This window comes from Pseudomonas sp. URMO17WK12:I12 (genome assembly GCF_000514395.1).
GTDB lineage: Bacteria > Pseudomonadota > Gammaproteobacteria > Pseudomonadales > Pseudomonadaceae > Aquipseudomonas > Aquipseudomonas mucoides.
In genome coordinates, this window is record NZ_AZVV01000003.1 from 454,546 (window position 1) to 479,990 (window position 25,445).

Consider the following 25,445-nt stretch of genomic DNA (forward strand, 5'->3'; position numbering starts at 1 on the left):
GAACGATCACGACTCGACCGCGATACCGTGGTGTTTCAGGAACTCGACGAACGCTTCTTCATCGAGCACCTTCAACCCCAGCTCATTGGCCTTGGCCAACTTGGAACCCGCTCCCGGCCCTGCCACCACGCAGTGGGTCTTGGCCGACACCGATCCCGCTACCTTCGCCCCCAGGCTTTCAAGTTTTTCCTTGGCGACGTCGCGGCTCATCAACTCCAGCGAACCGGTCAGCACCCAGGTCTGCCCGGCCAGCGGCAGCCCTTCGACGATTTTTTTCTCGCTCTGCCAATGCATGCCGAAATCGCGCAACTGCTTCTCGGCAGCCTCAGCGATCAGACGATTGTCCTCGAGCGCAAAAAACTCGCGAGCCGAATTGGCCTGTTTCTCCGGCAGCGTCTGACGCAAGTCCAGCCAGTCCGCACCGAACACACCTTCCAGCGAACCAAACCGGTCCGCTAGCTTCTGCGCCCCGCCCGGCCCGACCGAAGGAATGTGCAGCTTGTCGAGAAACCCGCCCAGCGTCGTGCTGGCCGCGAACTCGGCCCCAAGCTCGCCCTGATCCTGAATCTGCAGACCGTGCTTGAGCAGCTCCTTGATCACTTGCTGGTTATGCGCATCTTCAAAGAAGCTGTGAATTTCGTGAGCCACTTCCAGGCCAACGTCCGGCAAGTACGTGAGCACGTGCGGCAACGCCTGCTGAACCCGCTCCAGCGACCCCAGAGAACGCGCCAGCACCTTGGCCGTCTCTTCGCCGACATCGGGAATCCCGAGGGCATAGATAAACCGCGCCAGGCTTGGCTTTTTGCTGTCCTCGATGGCACTCAGCAACTTGTTGCTCGAAACCTCGGCAAAGCCTTCCAGATCGACAATGTCGTCGAACTTCAGGGCATACAGATCGGCCGGCGAGCTCACCAGGCCTTCGTCGACCAGTTGCTCGACACTCTTGTCCCCCAAGCCTTCGATGTCCATGGCACGGCGGGAAACGAAGTGAATGATCGCCTGCTTGAGTTGCGCACCGCAGGCCAGACGACCGACGCAGCGGTACACCGCGCCTTCGCTGACGGTCTCGCGGCCCTTGCTACGTTTGACCAGTTGCGTGCGCTCGACCTGCGAACCGCACACGGGGCACTGCTCGGGAATGTGTACCGGCCGGGCATTGTCCGGACGACGCTCGAGCACCACTTGCACCACTTGCGGAATCACGTCACCCGCGCGGCGGATGATGACGGTGTCGCCAATCATCAGGCCCAGTCGCGCGACCTCATCCATGTTGTGCAACGTCGCGTTGGCCACGGTGACCCCGGCCACTTTGACCGGTTTCAGACGCGCGACCGGCGTGACGGCGCCGGTGCGACCGACCTGGAACTCGACGTCGAGCAGCTCAGTGAGTTCTTCCATGGCCGGGAATTTGTGCGCGATCGCCCAGCGCGGTTCGCGAGCGCGGAAACCCAGCTCACGCTGAGAGGCGATGCTGTTGACCTTGAACACCACGCCGTCGATTTCATACGCCAGCCCGCTGCGGCGTTCGCCGATGTCGCGGTAGTAATCCAGGCATTCGTCGATGCCGTGCGCCAGCTTCAGCTCATGGCTGATCGGCAAGCCCCAGACTTTGAGCTGCTGCAGGTTGCCAATGTGCGTGTCGGCAATATCGGCCGAAGTCTGACCGATGCCATAGCAGCAGAACTCCAGCGGACGGTTGGCGGTGATCTTCGAATCGAGCTGGCGCAAGCTGCCGGCCGCGGCGTTGCGTGGATTGGCGAAAGTCTTGCCGCCGACGTCCAGCTGGGTAGCGTTGAGCCGCTCGAAACCGGCCTTGGACATGAACACTTCGCCGCGCACTTCCAGGATCGCCGGCCAGCCAGTGCCGTGCAGCTTGAGAGGAATGTTGCGCACGGTACGGACGTTGACGCTGATGTCTTCGCCGGTGGTGCCGTCGCCGCGAGTCGCGCCGCGCACCAACACGCCGTCCTGATACAGCAGGCTGACCGCCAGGCCGTCGAGCTTGGGTTCACAGCTGTATTCCACCGCCGCACCGCCGCCAAACAAGTCGCCAGCCGGCAAGTCCAGGCCTTCCGTCACCCGGCGATCGAACTCGCGCATGTCGGTTTCTTCGAAGGCATTGCCGAGGCTGAGCATCGGCACTTCATGACGCACCTGGGTGAACGCCGACAACGCCGCACTGCCAACGCGCTGGGTCGGCGAATCGTTGGTGATCAGTTCAGGATTAGCCGCTTCAAGGGCCTTGAGCTCGTGGAACAAACGGTCGTATTCGGCATCCGGAATACTCGGCTCGTCCAGCACGTGATAGCGGTAGTTGTGCTGATCCAGCTCAGCACGCAGCTCTAGAATGCGGTTTTTGACGGCGGTCATGGGTGTTCTCTCATAAAGCAAAAGAGCAGCCGAGGCTGCTCAATCTATTTTGCCGATCGTCCCGCGCATGGCGCGGGAGCAACCTTTGAATCAACGCTTCTGGGTCAACGCGCGGCGTTCGAACTCGACGATGCGCTGACGGTAATGCTCAATCGTCTGGGCGGTCAGCACGCTGCGCTGGTCGTCTTTCAGTTCGCCGTTCAGCTCCTGGGACAGTTTGCGCGCCGCAGCCACCATCACGTCGAAGGCTTGCTTCGGATGACGCGGTCCAGGCAGACCGAGGAAGAAGCTCACGGCCGGGGTGCTGAAGTGGTCGATGTCGTCCAGATCAAAGATGCCCGGCTTGACCGCATTGGCCATGGAGAACAGGACTTCGCCATTACCGGCCATGCTTTCGTGACGGTGGAAGATGTCCATCTCGCCGAAACGCAAACCGCTTTCCAGAATGTTCTGCAACAACGCAGGGCCTTTGAAACCGGCGGCGTCGCGGCAGATCACGCTGATCACCAGCACTTCTTCAGCTTGTGGTTGATCTTTTTCAGTCACGGCTGGCGAGGCTTTGGTGTCATCCGGGAAATCGTCGTCACGACTGCTGAAGCTCGGGCCGCCATCCAGATCAAGGCTGAGGTTCATGTCGCCTTGCGACGGTTCGCCATGACCACGCTTGCCGCGCTTGGAACCCGACTCACGCGGTTCACGGGCAGGCATGCTCACCGAGGGCAGATCGTGCTCATCCAGTTGCGGTTCCTTGTGTGTGTCCAGCACGCGGGGCGGGCCCAACAGCTCGGCGCTGGTGTCCTCGTCCGGCAGATTGGACAAACTTCGGTCAAGACGGAATTTCAGTTTTCCCTTGCCGCCGCGCATACGGCGCCAGCCATCAAAAAGAATACCGGCAATAACAATAATGCCGATGACGATCAGCCACTCGCGCAGACCGATTTCCATGTAATCCCGTGCCTCTATAAAAAATGCTGAAAAATAAGGGGTTTACAACTCGTAAACCGCTTTAAAACGTGGCGCCAACTCTATGTTCTGACAGGCGTTTTGCCCACGTATACGAAAAATTGACATTAAACTAGCACGACCAAAGGCAACTTTACACCGTCTGTCACCATGGCTTTAGCGAATATGTCGATTGGCCAGCAAGTAAGACCCAGTAAAAACGTCCTACGGCCTGGCAATACCCGTCCTACAGACGCCGACTCAGGCGTCCACCATTGCCATCGCCTCCTCGACATCCACTGCCACCAGACGCGAGCAACCCGGTTCGTGCATCGTCACCCCCATCAGTTGATCGGCCATTTCCATGGCGATCTTGTTGTGGGTGATGTAGATGAACTGCACCGTCTGCGACATTTCCTTGACCAGCCGTGCGTAGCGTCCAACGTTAGCGTCATCCAGTGGTGCGTCAACTTCATCGAGCATGCAGAACGGCGCCGGGTTCAACTTGAAGATCGCAAAAACCAGCGCCAATGCGGTCAGGGCTTTTTCGCCACCGGAGAGCAAATGGATGGTGCTGTTCTTCTTCCCTGGCGGCTGCGCCATGATCGTTACCCCTGTATCGAGTAGATCTTCGCCCGTCAGTTCCAAATACGCGCGCCCTCCACCGAAAACTTTTGGGAAAAGCGCCTGTAAACCGCCATTGATCTGATCAAAGGTATCTTTGAAGCGGTTGCGGGTTTCCTTGTCGATCTTGCGAATCACGTTCTCGAGCGTGTCCAGCGCTTCCACCAGATCATCGTTCTGCGCATCCAGATAACGTTTACGCTCGGATTGTTGCTGGTATTCGTCGATGGCCGCGAGGTTGATCGCACCGAGACGCTGAATGCGCGCGGCAATGCGTTCAAGTTCTTCTTCGGCGTCCTTCTCGTTGGCCTCGGCCGTCAGCGTGGCAAGCACGCCGTGCAGGTCGTAGCCGTCTTCCAGCAGTTGATCCTCAAGGGTCTTGCGGCGCACGGTCAGGGCTTGCCATTCCATGCGCTGGGTTTCCATCTGGCCGCGAATCAACTGCGACTGCTGCTCGGCCTGGTTACGTCGTTTTTCCGCATCACGCAGTTCACGGTCAGCGTCTTCCAGAGCGATTTGCGCGGTCTTGAGTTCTTCGTCGACGGTCATGCGCTTGTCGAGCAATTCTTCCAGTTTCAACCGCAGCTCTTCCAGCGGCGCCTCACCCTCCTCCAGATTGAGGCTCAGCTGTTCGCGTTTTTCGGTCAGGCGCTCGGACTGCATTTCCAGCCGTTCCAGCGCCTGACGCGTCGAGTCGTGTTGCGCCTTGAGCGAACCGAGACGCACCGCCAATTGATGCGCGTGATCCTTGTGCTGCCGGGCTTCCTGGCGCACCCGATCGAGGCGCTCGCGCAAACTGTCGCGCTGGGCCAACAGCAATTCACGCTGTTCGGTGTCGAGCGCCATGGCGTCGAGGGCTTCCTGCAATTGCAGGCGTGCCTCACCGATGTTTTCGTGTTCCAGCGCGCGCTGTTCGCCCAGTTCCGCGAGCTCTTCGTCGAGGCGCGTACGACGCAGCGTCAGCTGTTCAGCCTTGGCTTTGCCGGCGGACAGTTGAGCTTTCAATTCACCTTGCTGACGCGCTTCGTCTTGCAGCAGACGGCGCAGATGTTCGCGTCCGTTTTCCTGCTGACGCTGTTGCGCCCGGAGGTTCTGCAGTTGGGTTTCCAGGGTCTCGACCGTGGCTTCGCGCTCTTCACGCTCCTCGGTCAACCGCTGAATTTCCTGACCGCGCGCCAGCACACCGCTTTCGGCTTCGCTGGCCCGCCGCACCCGTAAAAAGTGCCGACCAACCCAGTAACCATCACGGCTGATCAGGCTCTGCCCAAGGGTTAATTGACTGCGCAACGCCAGCGCCTGTTCGAGGCTGTCGACCGGCTTGACCTGCCCCAGCCACGGCGACAGATCGATCTGCGCCTCGACCTTGTCGAGCAAACTGCCCGGCACGCGCACGCCATCAGTGGCCGGGCTGAGCAAGCGCAAATCGCCCTGAGCAAAACCAGCCAGATCGAAATCGCCGAAGTCGTCCACCAGCACCGCTTGCAGGTCGGCGCCGAGCACGGTTTCCACCGCCAGCTCCCAACCCGCTTCCACCTTCAGACCTTCGGCCAGACGCGGGCGATCCGCCAGATGCTGCTCACGCAACCATTCGGCGGTACCGGTGCCCGGATCAAGCGCGGCTTGCTGCAAGGCTTCAAGGGAAGCGAGACGACCGTTGAGGCGCTGCAAATCGCCTTGCGCCTGCTGCTGATTGTGCAACGCGAGCTGCAATTCCTGACGCAGTTGCTCAAGGCGTTCGACCTGGGCTTCTTCGCTGGCCTGCAAATCTTCAAGCGTGGCTTCACTGGCCGCCAGTTGCTCGCTGAGTTCCATGATCGCCGCGTCTTCCGGGTCCGCCGAGAGCAACGCGCGCTCTTCACCGAGGCGCTTCTGACGGTCGGCCAGACGCTCCATGCTGGTTTCCAGCTGCTGGATGCGTGACTGCTGCACTTCGGACTGGCGCCGCGGCTCGGCGGCGGTCAGGTTGAACGTGTCCCATTGCTCCTGCCAGCCGTGCATGGTGGTTTCGGATTCTTCCAGCGCGGCGGCGGCTTCTTCGGCGGCGGCGCTGGTAACTTCTTGCTCCGGCGTGAGCATGTCGAGCTCTTCGCCGAGGGTCAGCAACAGTGTGCGGTCGTGCCCCAGATGCGACTCGGTTTCCAGACGTGCGCGCTCGGCTTCTTTCAGATCGTCCTGCAACTGACGCAGACGCTGCTGACCGTGCTGGATGCTCTGCTCGACCCGGGCGATGTCGCCGCCGACCGAATAGAAGCGCCCTTGCACCAGATTGAAGCGCTCGGACAGGTCATGGTGCCCGTCCCGGAAGCGTTCGATGGCGGCATCGGCGTTGCGTTGCTCGGCGACCAGCGCTTCGAAGGTGACTTCCTGATTGCCGATCACCGCTTCGCGCTGACCGACCTGTTCGTTCAATGCCTGCCAGCGCAAGGCTGACAGCTGGGCCTTGAGCTGGCGCTCTTCGCCTTTGTATTCCTGATACTTCTTCGCGGCTTCGGCCTGACGGTGCAAGCGTTCGAGTTGACGCTCGAGCTCCTCGCGCAGGTCGGTCAGGCGCGCCAGGTTTTCGTGGGTGCGGCGGATGCGGTTTTCAGTCTCGCGCCGGCGCTCCTTGTATTTGGAGATGCCCGCCGCTTCTTCAATAAAGTTGCGCAGGTCTTCGGGCTTGGACTCGATCAGCTTGGAGATCATCCCCTGCTCGATGATCGAGTAGCTGCGCGGGCCGAGGCCGGTGCCGAGGAAGATGTCGGTGATGTCGCGACGTCGGCATTTGGTGCCGTTGAGGTAATAAGTGGTCTGGCTGTCGCGGGTCACTTTGCGGCGAATGGAAATTTCCGCATAGGCGGCATATTCGCCGAGCAGCGTGCCGTCGGAGTTATCGAACACCAGCTCGATGCTGGCCTGACTCACCGGTTTACGACTGGTGGAGCCATTGAAGATGACGTCGGTCATCGACTCGCCGCGCAAGTTCTTGGCCGAGCTTTCGCCCATCACCCAGCGCACGGCGTCGATGATGTTCGACTTGCCGCAACCATTGGGCCCGACCACTGCCGCCATGTTGCTGGGGAAGTTCACCGTGGTCGGATCGACGAAGGACTTGAACCCCGCCAGCTTGATGCACTTGAGCCGCACGCTTAAGCGTCCGTCAGGGCAGAAACCACCAGATCGCAGCTGCGCTGGGCATACGCCGTCAGCACTTCGCGGATCTGCGGAAAGTCACGGGCCAGCACGGCAGCGAGCAGGCGCTCGAACAGTTCGAGGAATTCGCTCATCGACGCCTTGCGCTGGTCCAGGGCGAGGAAATACGCGCGGCTCATGGCCGGCTGCAGATTCTCGACGGTTTCCTGCAAGTACGGGTTGTTGGCGAACGGGTACGCGGCGCGCATCACATTGAAGCTGTCGTCGACGAAGGTGCGGATGTCCTGACGCTCGTAGCTGGCGGCCAGACGTTGCTGGATCTGCACGAACGGCGCCATGTCGGCCTGGACTTTCCAGCCACTGGCCACGGCGTTACCGAGCAGGATGTACAGCTCGCTCATCAGCGTGCACAGGCTCTGGACCTTGTGCGCCGTGAGTTCGGTGACATGGGCGCCCCGTCGCGGCAGGATCGCGATCAGGTGGCGACGCTCGAGGATCAGCAAGGCTTCACGGACCGAGCCGCGGCTGACATTGAGCGCCAGCGTGACCTTCTGTTCCTGAATGCGCTCCCCGGGCTTCATTTCGCCGCGAATGATGCGTTCGGCGAGGTGGTGAGCGATTTGCTCGGCGAGGCTGTCCGGCGCCTTGAACGTCATGGTTGTCCTTCAAACTCTTCGATCTGCACAAGCGGCGCAGTGTAACCCACTTGATAGCTCATGGCGGAGTGCCCACTCGGCGGTTTTGGCACGATTCAAGCAAAAAAGCAGGTGTGTGCGTGAGGGTCAATACTGAAGAAATGAGGTGTTTGTCGACAAAATGCTATTTCCTGACCTTTAAGTCAGAAAATCATTGACCGAAAAGTCAGACCTGCTAAATTCGGTTCAAGTCGGTTAACAACAATAATGAGTCTGCGAGGCCTTCCGTGATCCAGTTTTTACTTAACCAGGAACTCCGTAGCGAGCACGCCCTGGACCCAAACCTGACCGTGCTCAATTATCTGCGCGACCATGTGGGCAAACCCGGCACCAAAGAAGGCTGCGCCAGCGGTGACTGCGGCGCCTGCACTGTGGTGGTCGGCGAGCTACAAACGGATGACGACGGCCGCGAACACATTCGCTATCGCAGCCTCAACTCGTGCCTGACGTTCGTGTCGTCGTTGCACGGTAAACAATTGATCAGCGTCGAAGACCTCAAGCATCAGGGCGAACTGCACAGCGTGCAGAAAGCCATGGTCGAGTGCCACGGTTCGCAATGCGGCTTCTGCACCCCGGGCTTCGTCATGTCGCTGTTCGCCCTGCAAAAGAACAGCGACGCACCGGATTCCCACAAGGCGCACGAAGCGCTGGCCGGCAATCTGTGCCGTTGCACCGGTTATCGGCCGATCCTGCAAGCCGCCGAACAGTCTTGCTGCGGCAAGCAACCGGACCAGTTCGATGCGCGTGAAGCCGACACCATCGCGCGCTTGAAAGCGATTGCCCCGACGTCCATCGGCGAGCTCAACAGTGGCGACAAGCGCTGCCTGGTGCCGCTGACCGTCGCCGATCTGGCCGACCTCTATGACGCTTATCCACAGGCGCGCCTGCTGGCCGGTGGTACAGACCTGGCCCTTGAAGTCACACAATTCCACCGCACCTTGCCGGTGATGATTTACGTCGGCAACGTCGCCGAGATGAAGCGCATCGAGCGTTTCGATGATCGCCTGGAAATCGGCGCCGCCACCGCCCTCTCCGACTGCTACGAAGCATTAAAGGCCGAGTACCCGGATTTCGGTGAGTTGCTGCAACGTTTTGCCTCGCTGCAGATCCGCAACCAGGGCACCCTCGGCGGCAACATCGGCAACGCCTCGCCCATCGGAGACTCGCCGCCCCTGCTGATCGCCCTGGGCGCGCAAATCGTCCTGTGCAAAGGCGAAACCCGGCGCACCCTGGCCCTGGAAGATTACTTCATCGATTACCGGGTCACCGCGCGTCAGGAAAGCGAGTTCATCGAGAAGATCATCGTGCCACGGGCCCGCGCCGAACAACTGTTCCGCGCCTACAAGGTGTCCAAGCGTCTGGACGATGACATCTCCGCTGTGTGCGCCGCGTTCCAAATCCGTCTGGAAAACGGTGTGATCGCCGATGCCCGCGTCGCCTTCGGTGGCATGGCGGCCATCCCGAAACGCGCCAGTGCCTGCGAAAAAACATTGCTCGGTGCGCCGTTCAACAACGCCACCGTCGAACGCGCCTGCGCCGCACTGGCCGAAGATTTCACCCCGCTGTCGGACTTCCGCGCCAGCAAAGAGTACCGCCTGCTCAGCGCGCAAAACCTTCTGCGTAAATACTTCATCGAACTGCAAACACCGCACATCGAGACTCGGGTGACCGCTTATGTCTAATCATCACGCTGTAGAGAAGACCCAAGCCGAACTGGCTGAACTGTTCGCCAAGGACCTGACCACCGGTGTCGGCCGCAGCGTCAAGCACGACAGCGCCGCCAAGCACGTATCCGGTGAAGCGCAGTACATCGACGACCGCCTGGAGTTTCCGAACCAGCTGCACGTTTATGCACGCCTGTCGGACCGCGCCCACGCGAAAATCATCAGCATTGACACCAAGCCCTGCTACGCCTTCGAAGGCGTGCGCATCGCGATCACCCATGAAGATGTGCCGGGCCTGAAGGACATCGGGCCGCTGTTGCCGGGCGACCCGCTGCTGGCGATTGATGACGTGCAATTCGTCGGTCAGCCGGTGCTCGCCGTGGCGGCGAAAGACCTCGAAACCGCACGCAAGGCCGCGATGGCCGCGATCATCGAATACGAAGATCTCGAGCCGGTGCTGGACGTGGTCGAAGCCCTGCGCAAACGCCACTTCGTGCTCGACAGCCACACCCATCAGCGCGGCGACTCTGCGGGTGCCTTGGCGACTGCCGAGCACCGCATCCAGGGCACGCTGCACATCGGCGGCCAGGAACACTTCTACCTCGAAACCCAGATCTCTTCGGTGATGCCGACGGAAGACGGCGGCATGATCGTCTACTGCTCGACGCAGAACCCGACGGAAGTGCAGAAGCTTGTCGCCGAAGTGCTTGATGTGTCGATGAACAAAATCGTGGTCGACATGCGCCGCATGGGCGGAGGTTTTGGTGGCAAGGAAACGCAAGCCGCCAGCCCGGCCTGTTTGTGCGCCGTGATCGCGCACCTCACCGGCCAGCCGACCAAAATGCGCCTGCCGCGTGTCGAAGACATGTTGATGACCGGCAAGCGTCACCCGTTCTACGTCGAGTACGACGTCGGCTTCGACAGCACCGGCCGCCTGCACGGCATCGCCCTGGAATTGGCCGGCAACTGCGGTTGCTCGCCGGACTTGTCGGCGTCGATTGTCGACCGTGCGATGTTTCACGCCGACAACTCATACTATCTGGGCGACGCGACCATCAACGGTCACCGCTGCAAAACCAACACCGCGTCGAACACCGCGTATCGTGGCTTCGGCGGCCCGCAAGGCATGGTCGCCATCGAAGAAGTGATGGACGCGATTGCCCGTCATCTCGCCCTCGATCCATTGGCGGTGCGCAAGGCCAACTACTACGGCAAGACCGAGCGCAACATCACGCATTATTACCAGACCGTCGAGCACAACATGCTCGAAGAAATGACCGCCGAGCTGGAAGAAAGCAGCCAGTACGCCGAGCGTCGTGAAGCAATTCGTCGCTACAACGCCAACAGTCCGATCCTGAAAAAAGGCCTGGCGCTGACCCCGGTGAAATTCGGTATTTCGTTTACCGCGAGCTTCCTCAACCAGGCCGGTGCGCTGATTCACGTCTACACCGACGGCAGCATCCACTTGAACCATGGCGGCACCGAAATGGGCCAGGGCTTGAACACCAAAGTCGCGCAGGTCGTGGCGCAAGTGTTCCAGGTGGAAATGGACCGTGTGCAGATCACCGCAACCAACACCGACAAGGTGCCAAACACCTCGCCGACCGCCGCGTCCAGCGGTGCCGACCTCAACGGTAAAGCGGCGCAGAACGCAGCGGAAATCATCAAGCAGCGTCTGGTCGAATTCGCCGCGCGGCACTACAAGGTCAGCGAAGAAGACGTGGAATTCCACAACGGTCACGTGCGGGTTCGCGATCACATCCTGACCTTTGAAGCACTGATCCAGCAGGCGTATTTCGCTCAGGTGTCGCTGTCGAGCACCGGGTTCTACAAGACCCCGAAAATCTACTACGACCGCAGTCAGGCGCGCGGCCGTCCGTTCTACTACTACGCGTTTGGCGCAGCGTGCTGCGAGGTGATCGTCGACACCCTGACCGGCGAGTACAAGATGCTGCGCACCGACATCCTCCACGACGTCGGCGCCTCGTTGAACCCGGCCATCGACATCGGCCAGGTCGAGGGTGGTTTCATTCAGGGCATGGGGTGGCTGACCATGGAAGAACTGGTGTGGAACAACAAGGGCAAGCTGATGACCAACGGCCCGGCCAGCTACAAGATTCCGGCCGTGGCGGACATGCCGCTGGACCTGCGGGTGAAGCTGGTGGAAAACCGCAAGAACCCGGAAGACACGGTGTTCCATTCCAAGGCCGTGGGTGAGCCACCGTTCATGCTCGGCATCGCCTCGTGGTGTGCGATCAAGGACGCCGTGGCGAGCCTTGGCGACTACAAGCATCAACCGAAAATCGATGCGCCGGCGACCCCGGAGCGTGTGTTGTGGGGGTGTGAGCAGATGCGGCAGTTGAAGGCGGTGAAAGCCGTGGAAGCTGAAACCGAACTGGCTTCGCTCTAAGACCGCGTCGCGGCCATCGCAGGCAAACCAGCTCCCACAGGTACGATGCAATCCTTGTGGGAGCGGGCTTGCCCGCGAAGAGGCCGGTACAAACAACAACGATGTCGAGGTGACTATGTACAACTGGATCGACGCCCTCGCCGACCTGCAATCCCGGGGTGAGCCCTGCGTATTGGTGACCATCATCGAAGAGCTTGGCTCGACGCCGCGCAATGCCGGTTCGAAGATGGTCATCAGCGCCACCCAGGCCTTCGACACCATCGGTGGCGGGCATCTGGAATACAAGGCCATGCAGATCGCCCGCGACCTGCTTGCCAGCGGCAAACAGGACACCCACCTGGAGCGCTTCAGCCTCGGCGCCAGCCTCGGCCAGTGCTGCGGAGGCGCGACCGTGTTGCTGTTCGAACCGATGGGCCAGGTCCAGGCGCAGATCGCCGTGTTTGGTGCCGGTCATGTCGGCCGCGCCTTGGTGCCGCTGCTCGCCAGCCTGCCCTGCCGGGTACGCTGGATCGATTCGCGGGACGACGAATTCCCGGAACAGATCCCTCACGGCGTGCGCAAGATTGTCAGCGAAGAACCGGTGGACGAAATCGACGAGCTGCCCGCCGGCAGTTACTGCATCGTCATGACCCACAATCACCAGCTCGACCTCGAACTCACCGCCGCGATCCTCAAGCGCAACGACTTCGCCTACTTCGGCCTGATCGGCTCGAAGACCAAACGGGTGAAGTTCGAACACCGCCTTCGCGACCGCGGATTCGACAACAGCGTCGTGCAACGCATGCGCTGCCCGATGGGCATCGGCGAAGTCAAAGGCAAGTTGCCTGTGGAAATCGCCATCTCCATCGCCGGCGAAATCATCGCCACCTATAACGCGAATTTCGGCCAGCAGACCGCCAGCGCCGGATCATCGATTGCCAAACTGCTGCCCGCTTCACGCCGCAGCCAAGCCTCTCATTGATAAGCCTTAGAAACCGAGAACCCTCATGCCTTTGACTCGCAAAGCTTACCGCGCCGCCATCCTGCACAGCCTTGCCGACCCCGCCGAAGTCGGTATTGAAGCCTCGTACGAGTATTTCGAAGACGGCTTGCTGGTGGTCGACAACGGCCAGATCAGCGCGCTCGGTCACGCCAGCGACTTGCTGCCGACCCTGCCGGCCGACATCGAAATCACTCATTATCAGGACGCGCTGATTACCCCCGGCTTCATCGACACCCACATTCACTTGCCGCAAACCGGCATGGTCGGCGCCTACGGCGAGCAACTGCTCGATTGGCTGAACACCTATACCTTCCCGTGTGAAAGCCAGTTCGCCGACAAGAAACACGCCGACGAAGTCGCCGATATTTTCATCAAGGAACTGCTGCGCAACGGCACCACCACTGCGCTGGTGTTCGGCAGCGTGCATCCGCAATCGGTGAACTCGTTCTTCGAGGCTGCCGAACAGCTCGACCTGCGGATGATCGCCGGCAAGGTGATGATGGACCGCAACGCGCCGGACTACCTGACCGACACCGCCGAATCCAGCTACGTCGAAAGCAAGGCGCTGATCGAGCGCTGGCACGGCAAGGGTCGCTTGCACTACGCAGTCACCCCGCGTTTCGCCCCGACCAGCACCCCGGAACAACTGACCCTCGCCGGCCAGTTGCTCAGCGAATTCCCTGACCTGTACATGCAGACGCACATCAGCGAAAACCTGAAGGAAGTCGAATGGGTCAAAGAGCTGTTCCCGGAGCGTAAAGGCTACCTGGACGTCTACGATCACTATCAATTGCTCGGCGAGCGTTCGGTGTTTGCCCACGGCGTGCACCTGTGCGACGACGAGTGCGCGCGACTGGCGGAAACCGGTTCGGCCATCGCGTTCTGCCCGACGTCGAACTTCTTCCTCGGCAGCGGCCTGTTCAACCTGCCGATGGCCGAGAAGCACAAACTGAATGTCGGTGTGGGCACGGACGTTGGCGGTGGCACCAGCTTCTCGATCCTGCAAACCTTGAACGAAGCGTACAAAGTCATGCAGCTGCAAGGTGCGCGTCTGAGCCCATTCAAATCGCTGTACCTGGCGACACTCGGCGGTGCTCGCGCGTTGCGTCTGGAAGACAAGATCGGCACCTTGAAACCGGGCACCGATGCCGACTTCCTCGTGCTGGATTACAACGCCACGCCGTTGCTGAGCTATCGCTTGAAGCAGGCGAACAACATTGCCGAGACGTTGTTTGTGTTGATGACGCTGGGGGATGACCGGGCTGTTCTGCAGACGTATGCGGCGGGGAATCAGGTGCATCAGCGCTAAATCTTCCGGGCATAAAAAATCCCCCGCAATCGATGGTTGCGGGGGATTTTTATTGCTCTTGAGACCGTCATCGCGGGCTTGCCCGCGATGGTTCGACTCGGTCTACCTTAGAGTTTGACCGCTGGCCGCCCAGGCTTCTTGGTCTGCAACAAATGCGAGAACACCGCATGCAAATCATCCGACGCACTTTCTTCGTCGAGGTTGAGTTTGCTGTCGATGTGATCCATGTGATGCATCATCAAATTCACCGCCAGCTCACCGTTGCGCGCTTCGATGGCGTCGATCAGCTGGGTGTGTTCGTCGTAGGAACAGTGCGAACGGTTGCCACTTTCATACTGGGCAATGATCAACGACGTCTGCGACACCAGGCTGCGCTGGAAGCTGATCAGCGGCGCATTCTTCGCCGCTTCGGCGAGTTTCAGGTGAAATTCGCCCGACAGACGGATGCCGGCACCGCGATCACCGCGGGAGAAGCTGTCGCGCTCGTCGTTGACCATCTGGCGCAATTCGGCGATCTGCTCGGCGGTCGCGTGTTGGACAGCCAGTTCAGTGATCGCTCGTTCCACCAGACGGCGCGCGAGGAACACCTGACGGGCCTCTTCGACGCTTGGGCTGGCGACGACCGCGCCACGGTTCGGACGCAGCAGCACGACGCCTTCATGGGCCAGGCGCGAGAGCGCACGGCGGATGATGGTGCGACTGACCCCGAAAATTTCCCCCAGCGCTTCTTCGCTCAACTTGGTGCCGGGCGCCAGACGTTGTTCGAGGATGGCCTCGAAGATATGCGCGTAGACAATATCGTCCTGGGTCCCGCTGCGGCCGGCTTTACCTGCTCGCGGTTGTTTTTTGAGGGGCTGCAACTGTTCGTTCATGGGCACTCGAGTCGGGAGAACTGCGGCGAATTGACGGTGACTGTAATACGGCACAGTGGGTCGCTGGCAAGTATCGCGTAAAAAACACCGCGATTGTACACAATGGAGGGTGGCAACACGACTGTACGGCTGTTTGTCGCTTCCGCTGTATTGCAACGATCCCTTACGTTTGAGTTTAGGCTTGAACCTGAAATCTGCCGCTCGAACACAATCCCTGTGGGAGCCGAGCTTGCTCGCAATGGCGTCCGGGCAGTCAACACACGTGTCGATTGATCCACCGCCATCGCGAGGAAGCTCGGCTCCCACAGGGTTCACCGGCGTTTCGGACATCTTTATAAAAGGAACAGCGCTGTCATGAACGACGCCACGCATACGCAGCTCCGACCACTGGCCGACACCTCGCCGTCGGCCATCGTCGCCGGCTTCATCGCGATGATGACCGGTTACACCAGCTCCCTGGTGCTGATGTTCCAGGCCGGCCAAGCGGCGGGCCTGACCAGTGGGCAGATCTCCTCGTGGATCTGGGCGATCTCGATTGGCATGGCGGTATGTTCGATCGGCCTGTCGTTGCGTTATCGCACGCCCATCACCATTGCCTGGTCGACCCCCGGTGCGGCCTTGCTGATCACCAGCCTCGGCGGTGTCAGTTATGGCGAAGCCATCGGCGCCTATATCACCTGCGCAGTGCTGGTGACGATCTGCGGCCTGACCGGCAGCTTCGAACGGTTGGTGAAGAAGATTCCAGCCTCCCTGGCCGCTGCGTTGCTGGCAGGGATTCTGTTCAAGATCGGCAGCGAGATTTTCGTCGCCGCCCAGCATCGCACCGGGCTGGTGCTGGGCATGTTCTTCACCTATCTGGTGATCAAGCGCCTGTCGCCGCGTTACGCCGTGCTGGCCGCGTTGTTGATCGGCACTGCATTGTCCGGGTTCATGGGGTTGCTGGATTTCAGTGGTTTCCACCTGGAAGTGGCGACGCCGGTCTGGACCACGCCGCACTTCTCGCTGGCTGCGACCATCAGCATCGGCATTCCGCTGTTCGTGGTGGCCATGACCTCGCAGAACATGCCGGGCATTGCCGTCCTGCGCGCCGACGGTTACACCGTGCCGGCCTCGCCATTGATCACCACCACCGGTATCGCCTCATTGCTGCTGGCACCGTTCGGCTCCCACGGCATCAACCTGGCGGCCATCAGCGCAGCCATCTGCACCGGGCCGCATGCCCATGAAGATCGCAACAAGCGCTACACGGCGGCGGTCTGGTGCGGGATTTTCTACGGGATTGCCGGGGTGTTCGGCGCGACATTGGCAGCGTTGTTTGCCGCGCTGCCGAAAGAACTGGTGCTGTCGATTGCGGCGCTGGCGCTGTTTGGCTCGATCATCAATGGCTTGAGCATTGCCATGACCGAGGTGAAGGAACGGGAGGCGGCGCTGATCACCTTTATGGTCACGGCGTCGGGGCTGACGCTGTTTTCCATTGGGTCGGCGTTCTGGGGAATTGTGGCGGGTGTGTTGACGCTGGTGATTTTGAATTGGCGCAAGGGCTGAGGGATCCGACATCGACTTCGCAGGCCAAGCCATGCACCTGCAAAAAGCACGCATAAAAAAACGGCGACCCTTGGGTCGCCGCTTTTTTTAGACAAAAAGCTATGACATCAAGCTACCGGATTGATCGGCTTTTCCGGGTACCAGACGTCGATCAGCGGGCTGACGGTTGCTTCGGTCAGTTCGCTGCGGCCTTTGAGCCAGGCTTCAACAGCTGCGCGCTGCTCTTCGGACACCGAGCCACGCTTCTGCAGGCAAACCAGACCGAAGTCGTCGCCGCCAACATAACCCAGACCGTTGGCTTCCATGGCTTCTTTCAGGAACGCGTCGAGGAAAGCATCAATGGCTTCATCAGCCAAATCTTCTTTGAAATCCAGGTTCAGTTCGAAACCCAGCTCTTTGGTTTGACTATTTAGCGATGGGTGTCATTATTGGTTCAACAGCTCTAACACGGGCTCATAAGACACCACTGACAGCTAAAAAAAAATGACAATTATCAAAAACGCCTCTACTGTCCTCTACCATCCACTTACCGCGATCGACCCAGAGGTCGGTGACCTGATCATTCAGGCTGGCGAGGTCTACCGACAGTCGACAAAGGCCAGAAGTTTTACGATTCGACCTGCTCTACAGGTACTCGAAGCGTACTGCGATATCACTGGCCAGCGGATCACGATGGAGACGCTTAGAAGCCCCGCGATCGAGGCAGTCCTGGAAGGCTACACAGCCGCGTTGGCTGGCGATGAGCTGCTTGACTTACCAAATAGAGAGTCAGTGAATTTCTGTCGCCGCATCTATCAGGCGCTAGCTGCAGCTAGGCTCGCGCACCCTGATCTCTATCCCGTTAACTGGGACTTCGCCGTATTCAAACCTGATGCTGACGAATGCGCAAAAGTGGCATCGGCGGACGATTTCAAGAGGTGGTACTGGGGAGGTTGGACGATCTTTCGGGAAGGCGGTGGGAGCTCGCACCTGAGACTTGCACCTCTCGTGGCCGCTTATGGAAGGGCTTTTGTCGAGGGCATGTATGTCCAGCTAGAGAAACACTACCGTGGCCGAGGAGGTGATTATCGTCTCGAATGGGGATTCATGTTCGATTACCTCCACAAACATCAAGCCCAATGGCCTCTGCGTACATTCGAGAGCGAACAAGGAGTGAAGCGATTCATGCACGCTTTCACTCTTGCTCATTTCGGTAAGGCTAAGAAAGACGGCCACGACAGCAAATACAAGATCAAAGCGTGGAACAAGTTCCTCAACGCTGTTGAATCCTGCCTATGCAAAACAGGCGTATGGGCGAGCCTTACCTCACCGATCCGGCGCCCACCTCCAGCTACCAAACATGGTTCGGAAACGAGGCTGCGTGAAGATGAGGACGGCCTGCTTATACAAGAAAAGCTAATCACGAGTATTCCACTGCACGTAACCGATGCCGAGGCTATTGACGTGTTGTTCTTTCATATCAAGAACGATCTCGCGACGGTACGTAACTGGGCTAGCAAGCAGGCAGCAGATCTGAAATCCCGCTGGGCTCGCCGAGTTTCTCTAGCTCAGGAGGGTACTTCAATTATTGAGTACACAGGCCGTGGCATGGTCAAGCGGTATACACAGGCGGACATCTGCGCGACTTTGGAAGACATAGATTCCGCGGTGCCACATAATTTTCTTTGCAAAGTTCACGAACATATCACGGGTGAAAATTGTAGCGCCATGCACCTCGCCAGCACTTACGGCTTCCAATTGAAAGGCTGTCTGTATCCGCTGCAGTGCCTCCTCGTGCTTGAGCACCCAGAGATCACGGCGGACTTTCTCAACGGATTCGAGCTCTATAACCCGCGAGGGCAGTTGTCAGGGTTTGATGAAGAGAAACGGCTCCTGATTGGCTACAAAGACCGTAAACAATCGGATGTCCGCGAGCAGACCATTGAGCTCAATGACACTTCATTTGCCATCGTTAAAGACATTATCGAGATAACCAGCCTCGGTCGGAGAAAACTTAAGGCCCAAGGTAATGATGTCTGGCGCCAGCTATTTGTGAATTCCGCCAGGGGTACAACCGTCTTTGGGGCCGACATTATTCCCCAATGGAATAACAGTAGCTTTGCTAACAATAGCGGTCTACGCGAGCAACTGATCGCTCAATTCACACCACACATCGATCTCCCAGAGATGCAGCTAGTGGACTTTATTCAGAGAGTGCGACTGGGGCGCATCAGAGCTTCTGCAGCGGTTGCAGTTTTCATTACGAGTAAAAGTACTGAGGCGATGTCCAAGGCTCTTGGCCATGAGAACTATTACCCAGACTTGCTCAGTCACTACCTGCCGGACGCCCTACTGGCCTTCATTAAGGCGCGATGGATCAGGATTTTTCAGAAGGCTATGGTGTGCGAGGCCATGAAGGACAGCCCTCACCTGCTTCGCGTGACTCAGTTCAATAACATGGACGAGCTGGATACCTTCCTGGATAACCATCGGATCAAAGAGATCCCATCTGAAGCTTCAGATCCTGAGCGCAAGGAACAGCGCACCCCCATTGAAACCAGCGAGGCCGTACTCTCAATCGGCGTCCCTTTCCTCGCTTCGCTGCTCTCACTTGAAGCAGCAGTGACGACGTCCACCAATCGAGCTCGCGTATGCGGCAAAGCAGAGTACTGGGCGTCGTTTGCGGAGAAAATTAAAGCCGAGATTTCCAATGGATATAACCGGCTACTGAAGAAGCACTTGGATGCTGCTTTGAAATTAGTCGATTCAAAGAAGATGGAGGCGCTGATCTATGTCCCTGCTCACTGGGCGTGAATCCGGATATGAATTTCTTGATGACTTTGACTTGGTCGAAGCATCACCCCACACAACAGCATCCTGGCTGCGGTGCAAATTCGATGAGTATTCCTGGGTCATACTGACCAACCAGAAAAAACCATACGAACTCGATTGGGGGGTTCGACTTTGGGATGGCAGCGTCTTGACTGACGGCAAGAATGAGATCTTGCTTCGCTCGCTTAAGCATCTACTCATCATCAGCACAAATGGTGTCAACGAGGAGTTTGCTACGCTCTCGCACGACGCTCAAAACACACGCCTAACCTGCGCAATGAGAGTCATCGATTACTTGCTCATTAACGCTCAAAGCTACGACCTTATCACTTTCGGCCTAGGTGCTTTGAACGCCGATGACTTGAAGGGGATACTCAATCAACTGGCCTCCTATGCACGGTCTGAAGACTCCATTTATGCATGGCATGAGCGCGTGTCTGCGTTTTGCAAGCTCCAACTAGGCAGCCTCAGCAATGCTGAAGCAGAGGAGTTTTTTGCCAAGCATCCGAGCATGCTGGAGGTCAGCGATGAAGTCTGTGAGGATCTCAGGCTCGACATCACCGCCTCTGACATTCCGAAAATTCGTGCCGCAATGATGAAAGCGAACCTGTATTACGGAAACAACCACAACGGCTACAAGATCAGCACTAAAGTGCTTTCTGAACGGCTGTACCCAGACACGCTACGAGGACGACAGACCGCAAAATCAGCGCTGGAGGCACTGAATTTCTATCCTAACGAGCACAACTACAAACGAGAATATCCGTCAGTAAGAGTTACCACCGGCGAAGCCGAGTCTCTCCAAGAATCATTGTACTTTTACTACAGGTACACACTCCTGAATAGTGCATCGCTGAGTGCGCTAGGACTACCTGCCCCCTCAGATACGATTACGATCAAAGAATACGCTCCAGAGCTTAATCAACCATCCCGATTTAGAAGCGTGCCCTCTGGAAACTTATTGAAACTTTTTCGTAGCAGCATGGAGTTCCATGTCGACCACGGAAGGAAGATTCTGAATGGATTCATTAGGGTCGCGAGCTTTTGCCAAGCCCAAAACATTTCGATGAGCCGGCTAGCTGACGCCGATTTCCTGAAAATCATCGGCCCAGAGCTCGTAGATTTTGGCGTCAAAAAACTAGGTCTTTCTAGTAACCGCCGAACTGGAACGAGATCCCGCCGAAAAGGAGACAAGAACCAATACTTCAAGCAGATACGTGCAAACCACGGATTACTTGAATTGGTTTACGTATACCTCGGCAGCATACAGCTGACAGTCGGGATGATAATGGCGCGACGCGCTGATGAACTGGTCACTCTGGAGGCTAAAAAATGCTTGGACATGACCAAGTCATGGTTGATCTTCAAACTAGCCAAGTCCACACGCAAGGCCCTAGGTATTCGACAGCGCGAGTCTCGCCCCATCGACGCCATCGCCGTCGAAATGATTGAGGAACTGCGTCGCTTCCAAAAGCTACTCAAGCGTCTTGGCGTTATCGACGATCTGACCGACCTTTTTGCCACCCCGTCGTCTATGGGACATAAAGGACTCCAAGACTGCTCCTTGCACCTTTTCAACCGCCACCTGGACTTCGCCTGTGACTACTTTGAAAGCGATGTCACTGCAAACGGTGAGCGCTACTACGTTCGCCAACACCAGTTGCGGCGCTTTTTTGCCATCATGTTTTTCTACACAAACAGCTTCGGCGATTTGGATACTCTGCGCTGGATGCTAGGCCACCGCGACATCGAACACGTCTATAACTATCTGACAGAGTGCTTGGAACCTAAAGACCTCCGTGGTGCGGGCGCGCGCTATTTTGCAGACTTGGCCAAGCAAGACCGGTTGGAAAACTACCAAAACTTAAAAGATCTACTGTCTGCGGAGTTCGGCACTACGAAATTTTCGCTCGTCGATGATCAGAAAATTGAAAATTACCTCGCAGCTATGCTGGAAGAAGGGAAAGCCAGGGTGGAGCCACAGTTTTTCAAAGATGAAAATGGCAAATCCATGAAAGTTCTTTTCATTGTCAGCTGAGAACAAAAAATGAACACCATGACCAAGCGTGAGCTGATTGATCACTCCATCGAAAGCATTTTCAGACTACTGATTGACATAAGCCGCTCACCAGCTACGTATGCAAAAAACGAACTTATTCTAAATGCGCTAAAAAGCCAGGGGGGCTTATGCTCCTTGGACATGGATTTCTCCATTCGAGATGAACAGTTCACGATCAAGCCGATCAGTCTTAATACTTTGAAGAAAAGGCTCGTAGGAGCCGAAACTGATCGAGATTTTCATTATCTAGACAGGCTACGCTCACACGTGCAGCAAGTGATACACAGATCCGAAGAGGAACTCACTGAGCCGAAGAAGCGAACTCGAACCGCTCTAGAGAAACAGGTTGACGAGCTGAAGAATTCCATCTCCTCACTACAAGCCGTTAACATGGTACTGATACAAGCACTAGAGGTTAACCGGAGGGATTTGATCACAATCTCCGACACGGCCAATACGGGATTGCGGCAAAAAAGGATCAAAGATGCCATCAACAGGATCATCAAAATACTAGGACTGAACCCTGCACCTTTTGATGACGTAGCTATTTTAACCATGAAGAAGCCTTTGCAGTTGGTGCCCCATGATCAAACGACGCGTTAAGTTTCCCGAAGCCGCTCAATTGTTTACTTTAATTCCGAAACTTCGGCTTTATGACTACGTATCGCTGGATAAGCTGCATACGCTTGACGGTGGCAACATGCCGTTTATGGTATGGCCAGATGGCATGCCTTGCCTTCAAGCAAACGCTTATATGATCAAGACACGTATGCAACCCGGTCGCAGTGGCAATGGCCCATCAAGATTGGGAACCAAAGGGGGTACCTTTGGAGAATACGCTGGCCAAATCAGTCACCTAATCAGATTCTGCTATTACAACAATCTCAGTTTTATAGCCCTCTCCGATGACGACTTCTGTGAGTTCATAGATGGTCTTCGCATAGAGAAAAAGCCCAATAATCCGAAGTCTCCTAAAAGAAGTGAACGCACCATTATCGGTATCGGCAGAAGGTGCTTGAATTTTCTCGCCCACGTGGGAGAAATGAGTGGTGTACACAATTTCGTCGGTATAGGTGGAACCATCTCAATCTACATGGTGGATTCAGTTTTCTATCGAAATGGAAAAGCCTTCAAGCGCTCCAGCGTTCACCACAGGTCGTTCAGGACGCCTGAGGCCAGGAAGACCCGTAGACCTATTGAAGAAGCTACTATCGAAAAATTGCGTAATGCTATAGATGAAATATCGACGTCGGAGTTTTTGAGCAACCGCCGGCACCTGATGATTTCATTATTCGAGGAGCTTGGTGCGCGACGGGGCGAGATTCAACCCATTACAGTTGCCGAAGTGCTTGCCGCCGCCAAAGTGAAAAAACCAACTATTCCAATTACCACTCTAAAACGAGGAGGAATGGGTTTGACACGTGCGCTTGAACTTAGCCCTCCCATGATTGAGGAGCTCTTGAACTACATTCGCGGCGACCGCTTTACCATCATGAAGCGATTCAAAGACGTCCCGGATCACGGTTTCCTGTTTGTCACCGAGCGTGGCGGCCGCCCCCTTGGGATAGACACCTTCACTACTGAGTTTTCGTTGATTCGGCGCGCGGCTGGAGTTGAAGAACAGGCCTGCGCGCACTTGTTCCGGCACGCATTCTGCACGAACATCGTCGCCCAGCTAATTGCCGAAACACAGGCACTGAGCCCAGACTCGTTCAGACAGACGTTGATGACTAACAAGATGCTGGCCGAGCGAGCGATGATCAAGAGCGGTCATGCCACACTGGAGAGCCTACTGGACTACGTAGACACAGCATTCAAGGTCAAATCCAAATACGAACAGGTCATTCATAATGTTGAAGTGGCCAGAACTTACGAAACGTACGAGAAGCGGAGAAAACGGCTGCTGGATGATTTCGAGAAAGAAAAAATCAGTAAAGAAATATACATTGAACGGGAAAAGTCTCTGACGGCATCCATGGAGCGCGTGCTAATGGTCGCGTGAGACCTAGGAGCGACCGCCTACCTCACAGCCTGATAGCAGTGATTTCATGAGTTATCACACGACCGCGCCCCCCCTAAAGAAACGACTCCGGCACCAATTACCGGCGCCCGGATCGATCCTGCTGATTCACTGGAGGCTCTTGGGAGCGCCGCTGATATTCCGTAGTCGCAGGCGGTGGTGGTGTGCGCGTCTGTTCATTGTTCTGTGGTTTTTGCTCGTCTGTCACGCTGTTAGCTCCCTGATAATGATGAGTACGGCAAGCATTGCGAAGGCACTAGCACCAATGATGATTTCCGAGTACGCAAGGCTCAGTGGTTTGGATTTTTCATCGATCGAGGTTTTGAGCTTTTCGAGAGTGTCGATGTAGCAGTTGTAGAGGTGCTTATTGCGCTCATCTTCGTTCGCCACCTTTAAGTACTCTGCCGTTTCTCGATTGGAAGGCAGGTTTGGGTAGGCCTTGATACTAAGGGCACTCAAGGCATGCCCCCAAGCGCATGCGATGGCAAAAGCTGCCACAGCGAACGATACAAAGGCGAGGATAGCGATGGGAGATTGAAGCTGAAAGAGGATGCCATTCTTGAGCCCCGCCAGCGCACTCAAACCAGCAACCAGCACCGACACCGCGGTGAAGAATTTCGCGCTTTTGTTCTCAACCTGATCAAAGCGAGCTTGTTCTTCCTTGAAGCGGTCTTTCAGGTACGTAATAGATTCATTCATCAGAACAGAAATCTCGACTCACGTTGTTTACAAGAGAATTGGAACAGGAGCGTTGCTTGCAGGAGCCGATACGGCAACAGACTCATTCTGCGTATAGTAGCGATTTAGCAGCATCGCCCGAAAGGAGTTTGTCGTTGAGCGCAGATCAGCTTCGCAACCAGGTGATCAGCCTTCAGAAAATCATTGTCAAACTTCAAGGCGATAAATCCAAGAAAGTCGAGGATGCGGCGAAGGCCGGAAAACGAAGCTCCGATGCGTTAACCGCTGCTGCCCGCACGTCTTCGATCTCCACGGCCACCTCGAAACGACGAGACGCACTGCGTTATGCAGATGACCAAGCGAAAACGCAGGTGGAGGTTGGCAAAATCGGGAAGAAAATTGCCGCAGAGAATAAAAAGCTGATTGCGGTGCAACGTCGCCTGGACGATGAGATTAAACGAGAGCTCAAGCAACGGAATGCTGTTCAGGCTAAGCACGTGAAGGATCACAAGAAGATGTTCGTTGGGCAAGAACGTGCCATGAGAGAACAAAATCGCAAAATGCGGGTGCTGGACGATGGTCTGTCTAAGCACGCTGACCTGCATGCCGAGACTGCAAGGGAGATCGAGCGACTGAAGGCTCTGCCAGAGAAAATAGCGGTCGTTTTCTTCGCAGCAGATCCCGGCAGTTCTTCCAGCACCAAGTTGGCGCTCGATGAAGAAGCCAGGTTGATCAGGGAACGAATTCGGGCATCCGAGTATCGGGCATCCGAGTATAAAGACGCCGTGGAGTTCCACACTCGCTGGGCTGTGAGGCCGATGGATGTACTACAGGCCATCAATGAGCTGCGACCGACCATCGTGCATTTTAGTGGTCATGGCACGATCGCCGATACTCTGGTGCTGCAAGACGACCAAGGCCAGCCGAAACATGTGTCCATGGAAGCGATTGTGAGCGCGATGGCCTTGGGTTCGTAAAGTGTGAAGCTGGTGTTCTTCAATACTTGCTTCTCTTTCAATCAGGCCCAAGGCTGCACGCGGTACCTTCCAGCGACCATCGGCATGAACAGGGATATAGGAGACCTGCCTGCACGCATTTTTTCTGCGCAGTTTTACTCGGCCATTGGTTTTGGACTATCTGCTTCCAAGGCCTTCGATCAAGCCAAAGCCTTGGTGGCGATGGAAGCACCTGGGGAAGAATTCATACCCGTGCGGTACCTGCAAGATGGCTTAAATGAAGAGTCGCTGATCCTTGTACGACCGCCGTCGATCTAAATAGACGTCACACTCAAGGAGGACATTATCCGTCGGTGCGCAGGTCATTGATGTCTGT

General features: G+C 57.0%; 18 protein-coding genes. 11 read left to right on the top strand and 7 right to left on the bottom strand.

What is annotated here, in order from left to right; genetic code table 11:
• Positions 1-6: 6 nt before the first annotated feature.
• The 4 genes from ligA to D882_RS0102360 all read right to left on the bottom strand — a co-directional run bounded on the left by ligA (position 7) and on the right by D882_RS0102360 (position 7,724).
• Entirely contained in the window at positions 7-2,370 is a 2,364-nt protein-coding gene (gene ligA, locus D882_RS0102345) for an NAD-dependent DNA ligase LigA (protein WP_027921741.1), read from the bottom strand.
• Positions 2,371-2,460: 90 nt separating this feature from the next.
• Positions 2,461-3,315 carry a cell division protein ZipA gene (gene zipA, locus D882_RS0102350; protein ID WP_027921742.1) on the bottom strand — a complete coding sequence of 285 codons (855 nt, stop codon included), beginning with the start codon at positions 3,313-3,315 and terminating at the stop codon, positions 2,461-2,463.
• Positions 3,316-3,573: 258 nt separating this feature from the next.
• On the bottom strand, positions 3,574-7,062 hold the full coding sequence (smc, locus tag D882_RS0102355) for a chromosome segregation protein SMC (protein WP_027921743.1): 3,489 nt from the start codon (positions 7,060-7,062) through the stop codon (positions 3,574-3,576).
• Positions 7,063-7,064: 2 nt separating this feature from the next.
• Positions 7,065-7,724 carry a GntR family transcriptional regulator gene (locus tag D882_RS0102360; RefSeq protein ID WP_027921744.1) on the bottom strand — a complete coding sequence of 220 codons (660 nt, stop codon included), beginning with the start codon at positions 7,722-7,724 and terminating at the stop codon, positions 7,065-7,067.
• 266 nt (positions 7,725-7,990) lie between these two features.
• Between D882_RS0102360 and xdhA the strand changes: the two genes are divergently transcribed.
• The 4 genes from xdhA (at position 7,991) to guaD (ending at position 14,128) form a co-directional block, all read left to right on the top strand.
• Positions 7,991-9,445 (top strand): xanthine dehydrogenase small subunit, encoded by a 1,455-nt coding sequence (xdhA, locus tag D882_RS0102365; RefSeq protein WP_027921745.1) that lies wholly within the window; start codon positions 7,991-7,993, stop codon positions 9,443-9,445.
• A complete protein-coding gene (xdhB, locus tag D882_RS0102370) occupies positions 9,438-11,837 on the top strand; it encodes a xanthine dehydrogenase molybdopterin binding subunit (protein WP_027921746.1) in 2,400 nt (799 codons plus the stop codon). The genes xdhA and xdhB overlap by 8 nt, the downstream gene beginning before the upstream one ends.
• Positions 11,838-11,952: 115 nt before the next feature.
• Positions 11,953-12,798, top strand: a complete 846-nt coding sequence (gene xdhC / locus D882_RS0102375; RefSeq protein WP_027921747.1) for a xanthine dehydrogenase accessory protein XdhC — start codon at positions 11,953-11,955, stop codon at positions 12,796-12,798.
• A gap of 25 nt (positions 12,799-12,823) precedes the next feature.
• Positions 12,824-14,128: a guanine deaminase gene (gene guaD / locus D882_RS0102380; RefSeq protein WP_027921748.1), complete on the top strand. Its 1,305-nt coding sequence runs from the start codon at positions 12,824-12,826 to the stop codon at positions 14,126-14,128.
• 107 nt (positions 14,129-14,235) lie between these two features.
• Here guaD and D882_RS0102385 read toward each other — a convergent pair whose 3' ends face one another.
• Complete coding sequence (locus D882_RS0102385; protein ID WP_010456474.1) at positions 14,236-15,000, bottom strand: GntR family transcriptional regulator; 765 nt, start codon at positions 14,998-15,000, stop codon at positions 14,236-14,238.
• A gap of 354 nt (positions 15,001-15,354) precedes the next feature.
• Between D882_RS0102385 and D882_RS0102390 the strand changes: the two genes are divergently transcribed.
• Positions 15,355-16,545, top strand: a complete 1,191-nt coding sequence (locus D882_RS0102390) for a benzoate/H(+) symporter BenE family transporter (RefSeq protein ID WP_027921749.1) — start codon at positions 15,355-15,357, stop codon at positions 16,543-16,545.
• 107 nt (positions 16,546-16,652) lie between these two features.
• On the opposite strand, the gene D882_RS0102395 is transcribed toward D882_RS0102390, so the two are convergent.
• Positions 16,653-16,937, bottom strand: coding sequence for a 50S ribosome-binding protein YggL (locus D882_RS0102395; protein WP_027921750.1), 285 nt, complete (start codon positions 16,935-16,937; stop codon positions 16,653-16,655).
• 91 nt (positions 16,938-17,028) lie between these two features.
• Here D882_RS0102395 and D882_RS0102400 point away from each other — a divergent pair, with 91 nt between their 5' ends.
• Genes D882_RS0102400 through D882_RS0102415 form a run of 4 tightly spaced genes read left to right on the top strand, consistent with a single transcriptional unit; the run spans position 17,029 to position 23,417 of the window.
• Positions 17,029-19,338 carry a hypothetical protein gene (locus tag D882_RS0102400; protein WP_027921751.1) on the top strand — a complete coding sequence of 770 codons (2,310 nt, stop codon included), beginning with the start codon at positions 17,029-17,031 and terminating at the stop codon, positions 19,336-19,338.
• A complete protein-coding gene (locus D882_RS0102405) occupies positions 19,316-21,394 on the top strand; it encodes a hypothetical protein (RefSeq protein WP_027921752.1) in 2,079 nt (692 codons plus the stop codon). Before D882_RS0102400 ends, D882_RS0102405 begins: the two co-directional genes overlap by 23 nt.
• Before the next feature lie 9 nt (positions 21,395-21,403).
• Entirely contained in the window at positions 21,404-22,018 is a 615-nt protein-coding gene (locus D882_RS0102410) for a hypothetical protein (protein WP_027921753.1), read from the top strand.
• On the top strand, positions 21,999-23,417 hold the full coding sequence (locus D882_RS0102415; RefSeq protein WP_027921754.1) for a site-specific integrase: 1,419 nt from the start codon (positions 21,999-22,001) through the stop codon (positions 23,415-23,417). The genes D882_RS0102410 and D882_RS0102415 overlap by 20 nt, the downstream gene beginning before the upstream one ends.
• 222 nt (positions 23,418-23,639) lie before the next feature.
• On the opposite strand, the gene D882_RS01000000130755 is transcribed toward D882_RS0102415, so the two are convergent.
• Positions 23,640-24,134 (bottom strand): hypothetical protein, encoded by a 495-nt coding sequence (locus D882_RS01000000130755; protein WP_050590135.1) that lies wholly within the window; start codon positions 24,132-24,134, stop codon positions 23,640-23,642.
• 134 nt (positions 24,135-24,268) lie between these two features.
• Between D882_RS01000000130755 and D882_RS01000000130760 the strand changes: the two genes are divergently transcribed.
• Both D882_RS01000000130760 and D882_RS1000000133045 read left to right on the top strand, forming a co-directional pair.
• Positions 24,269-25,090: a hypothetical protein gene (locus tag D882_RS01000000130760; protein WP_256218278.1), complete on the top strand. Its 822-nt coding sequence runs from the start codon at positions 24,269-24,271 to the stop codon at positions 25,088-25,090.
• Between the two features lie 3 nt (positions 25,091-25,093).
• Complete coding sequence (locus D882_RS1000000133045) at positions 25,094-25,387, top strand: hypothetical protein (RefSeq protein ID WP_256218279.1); 294 nt, start codon at positions 25,094-25,096, stop codon at positions 25,385-25,387.
• Positions 25,388-25,445: the final 58 nt, after the last annotated feature.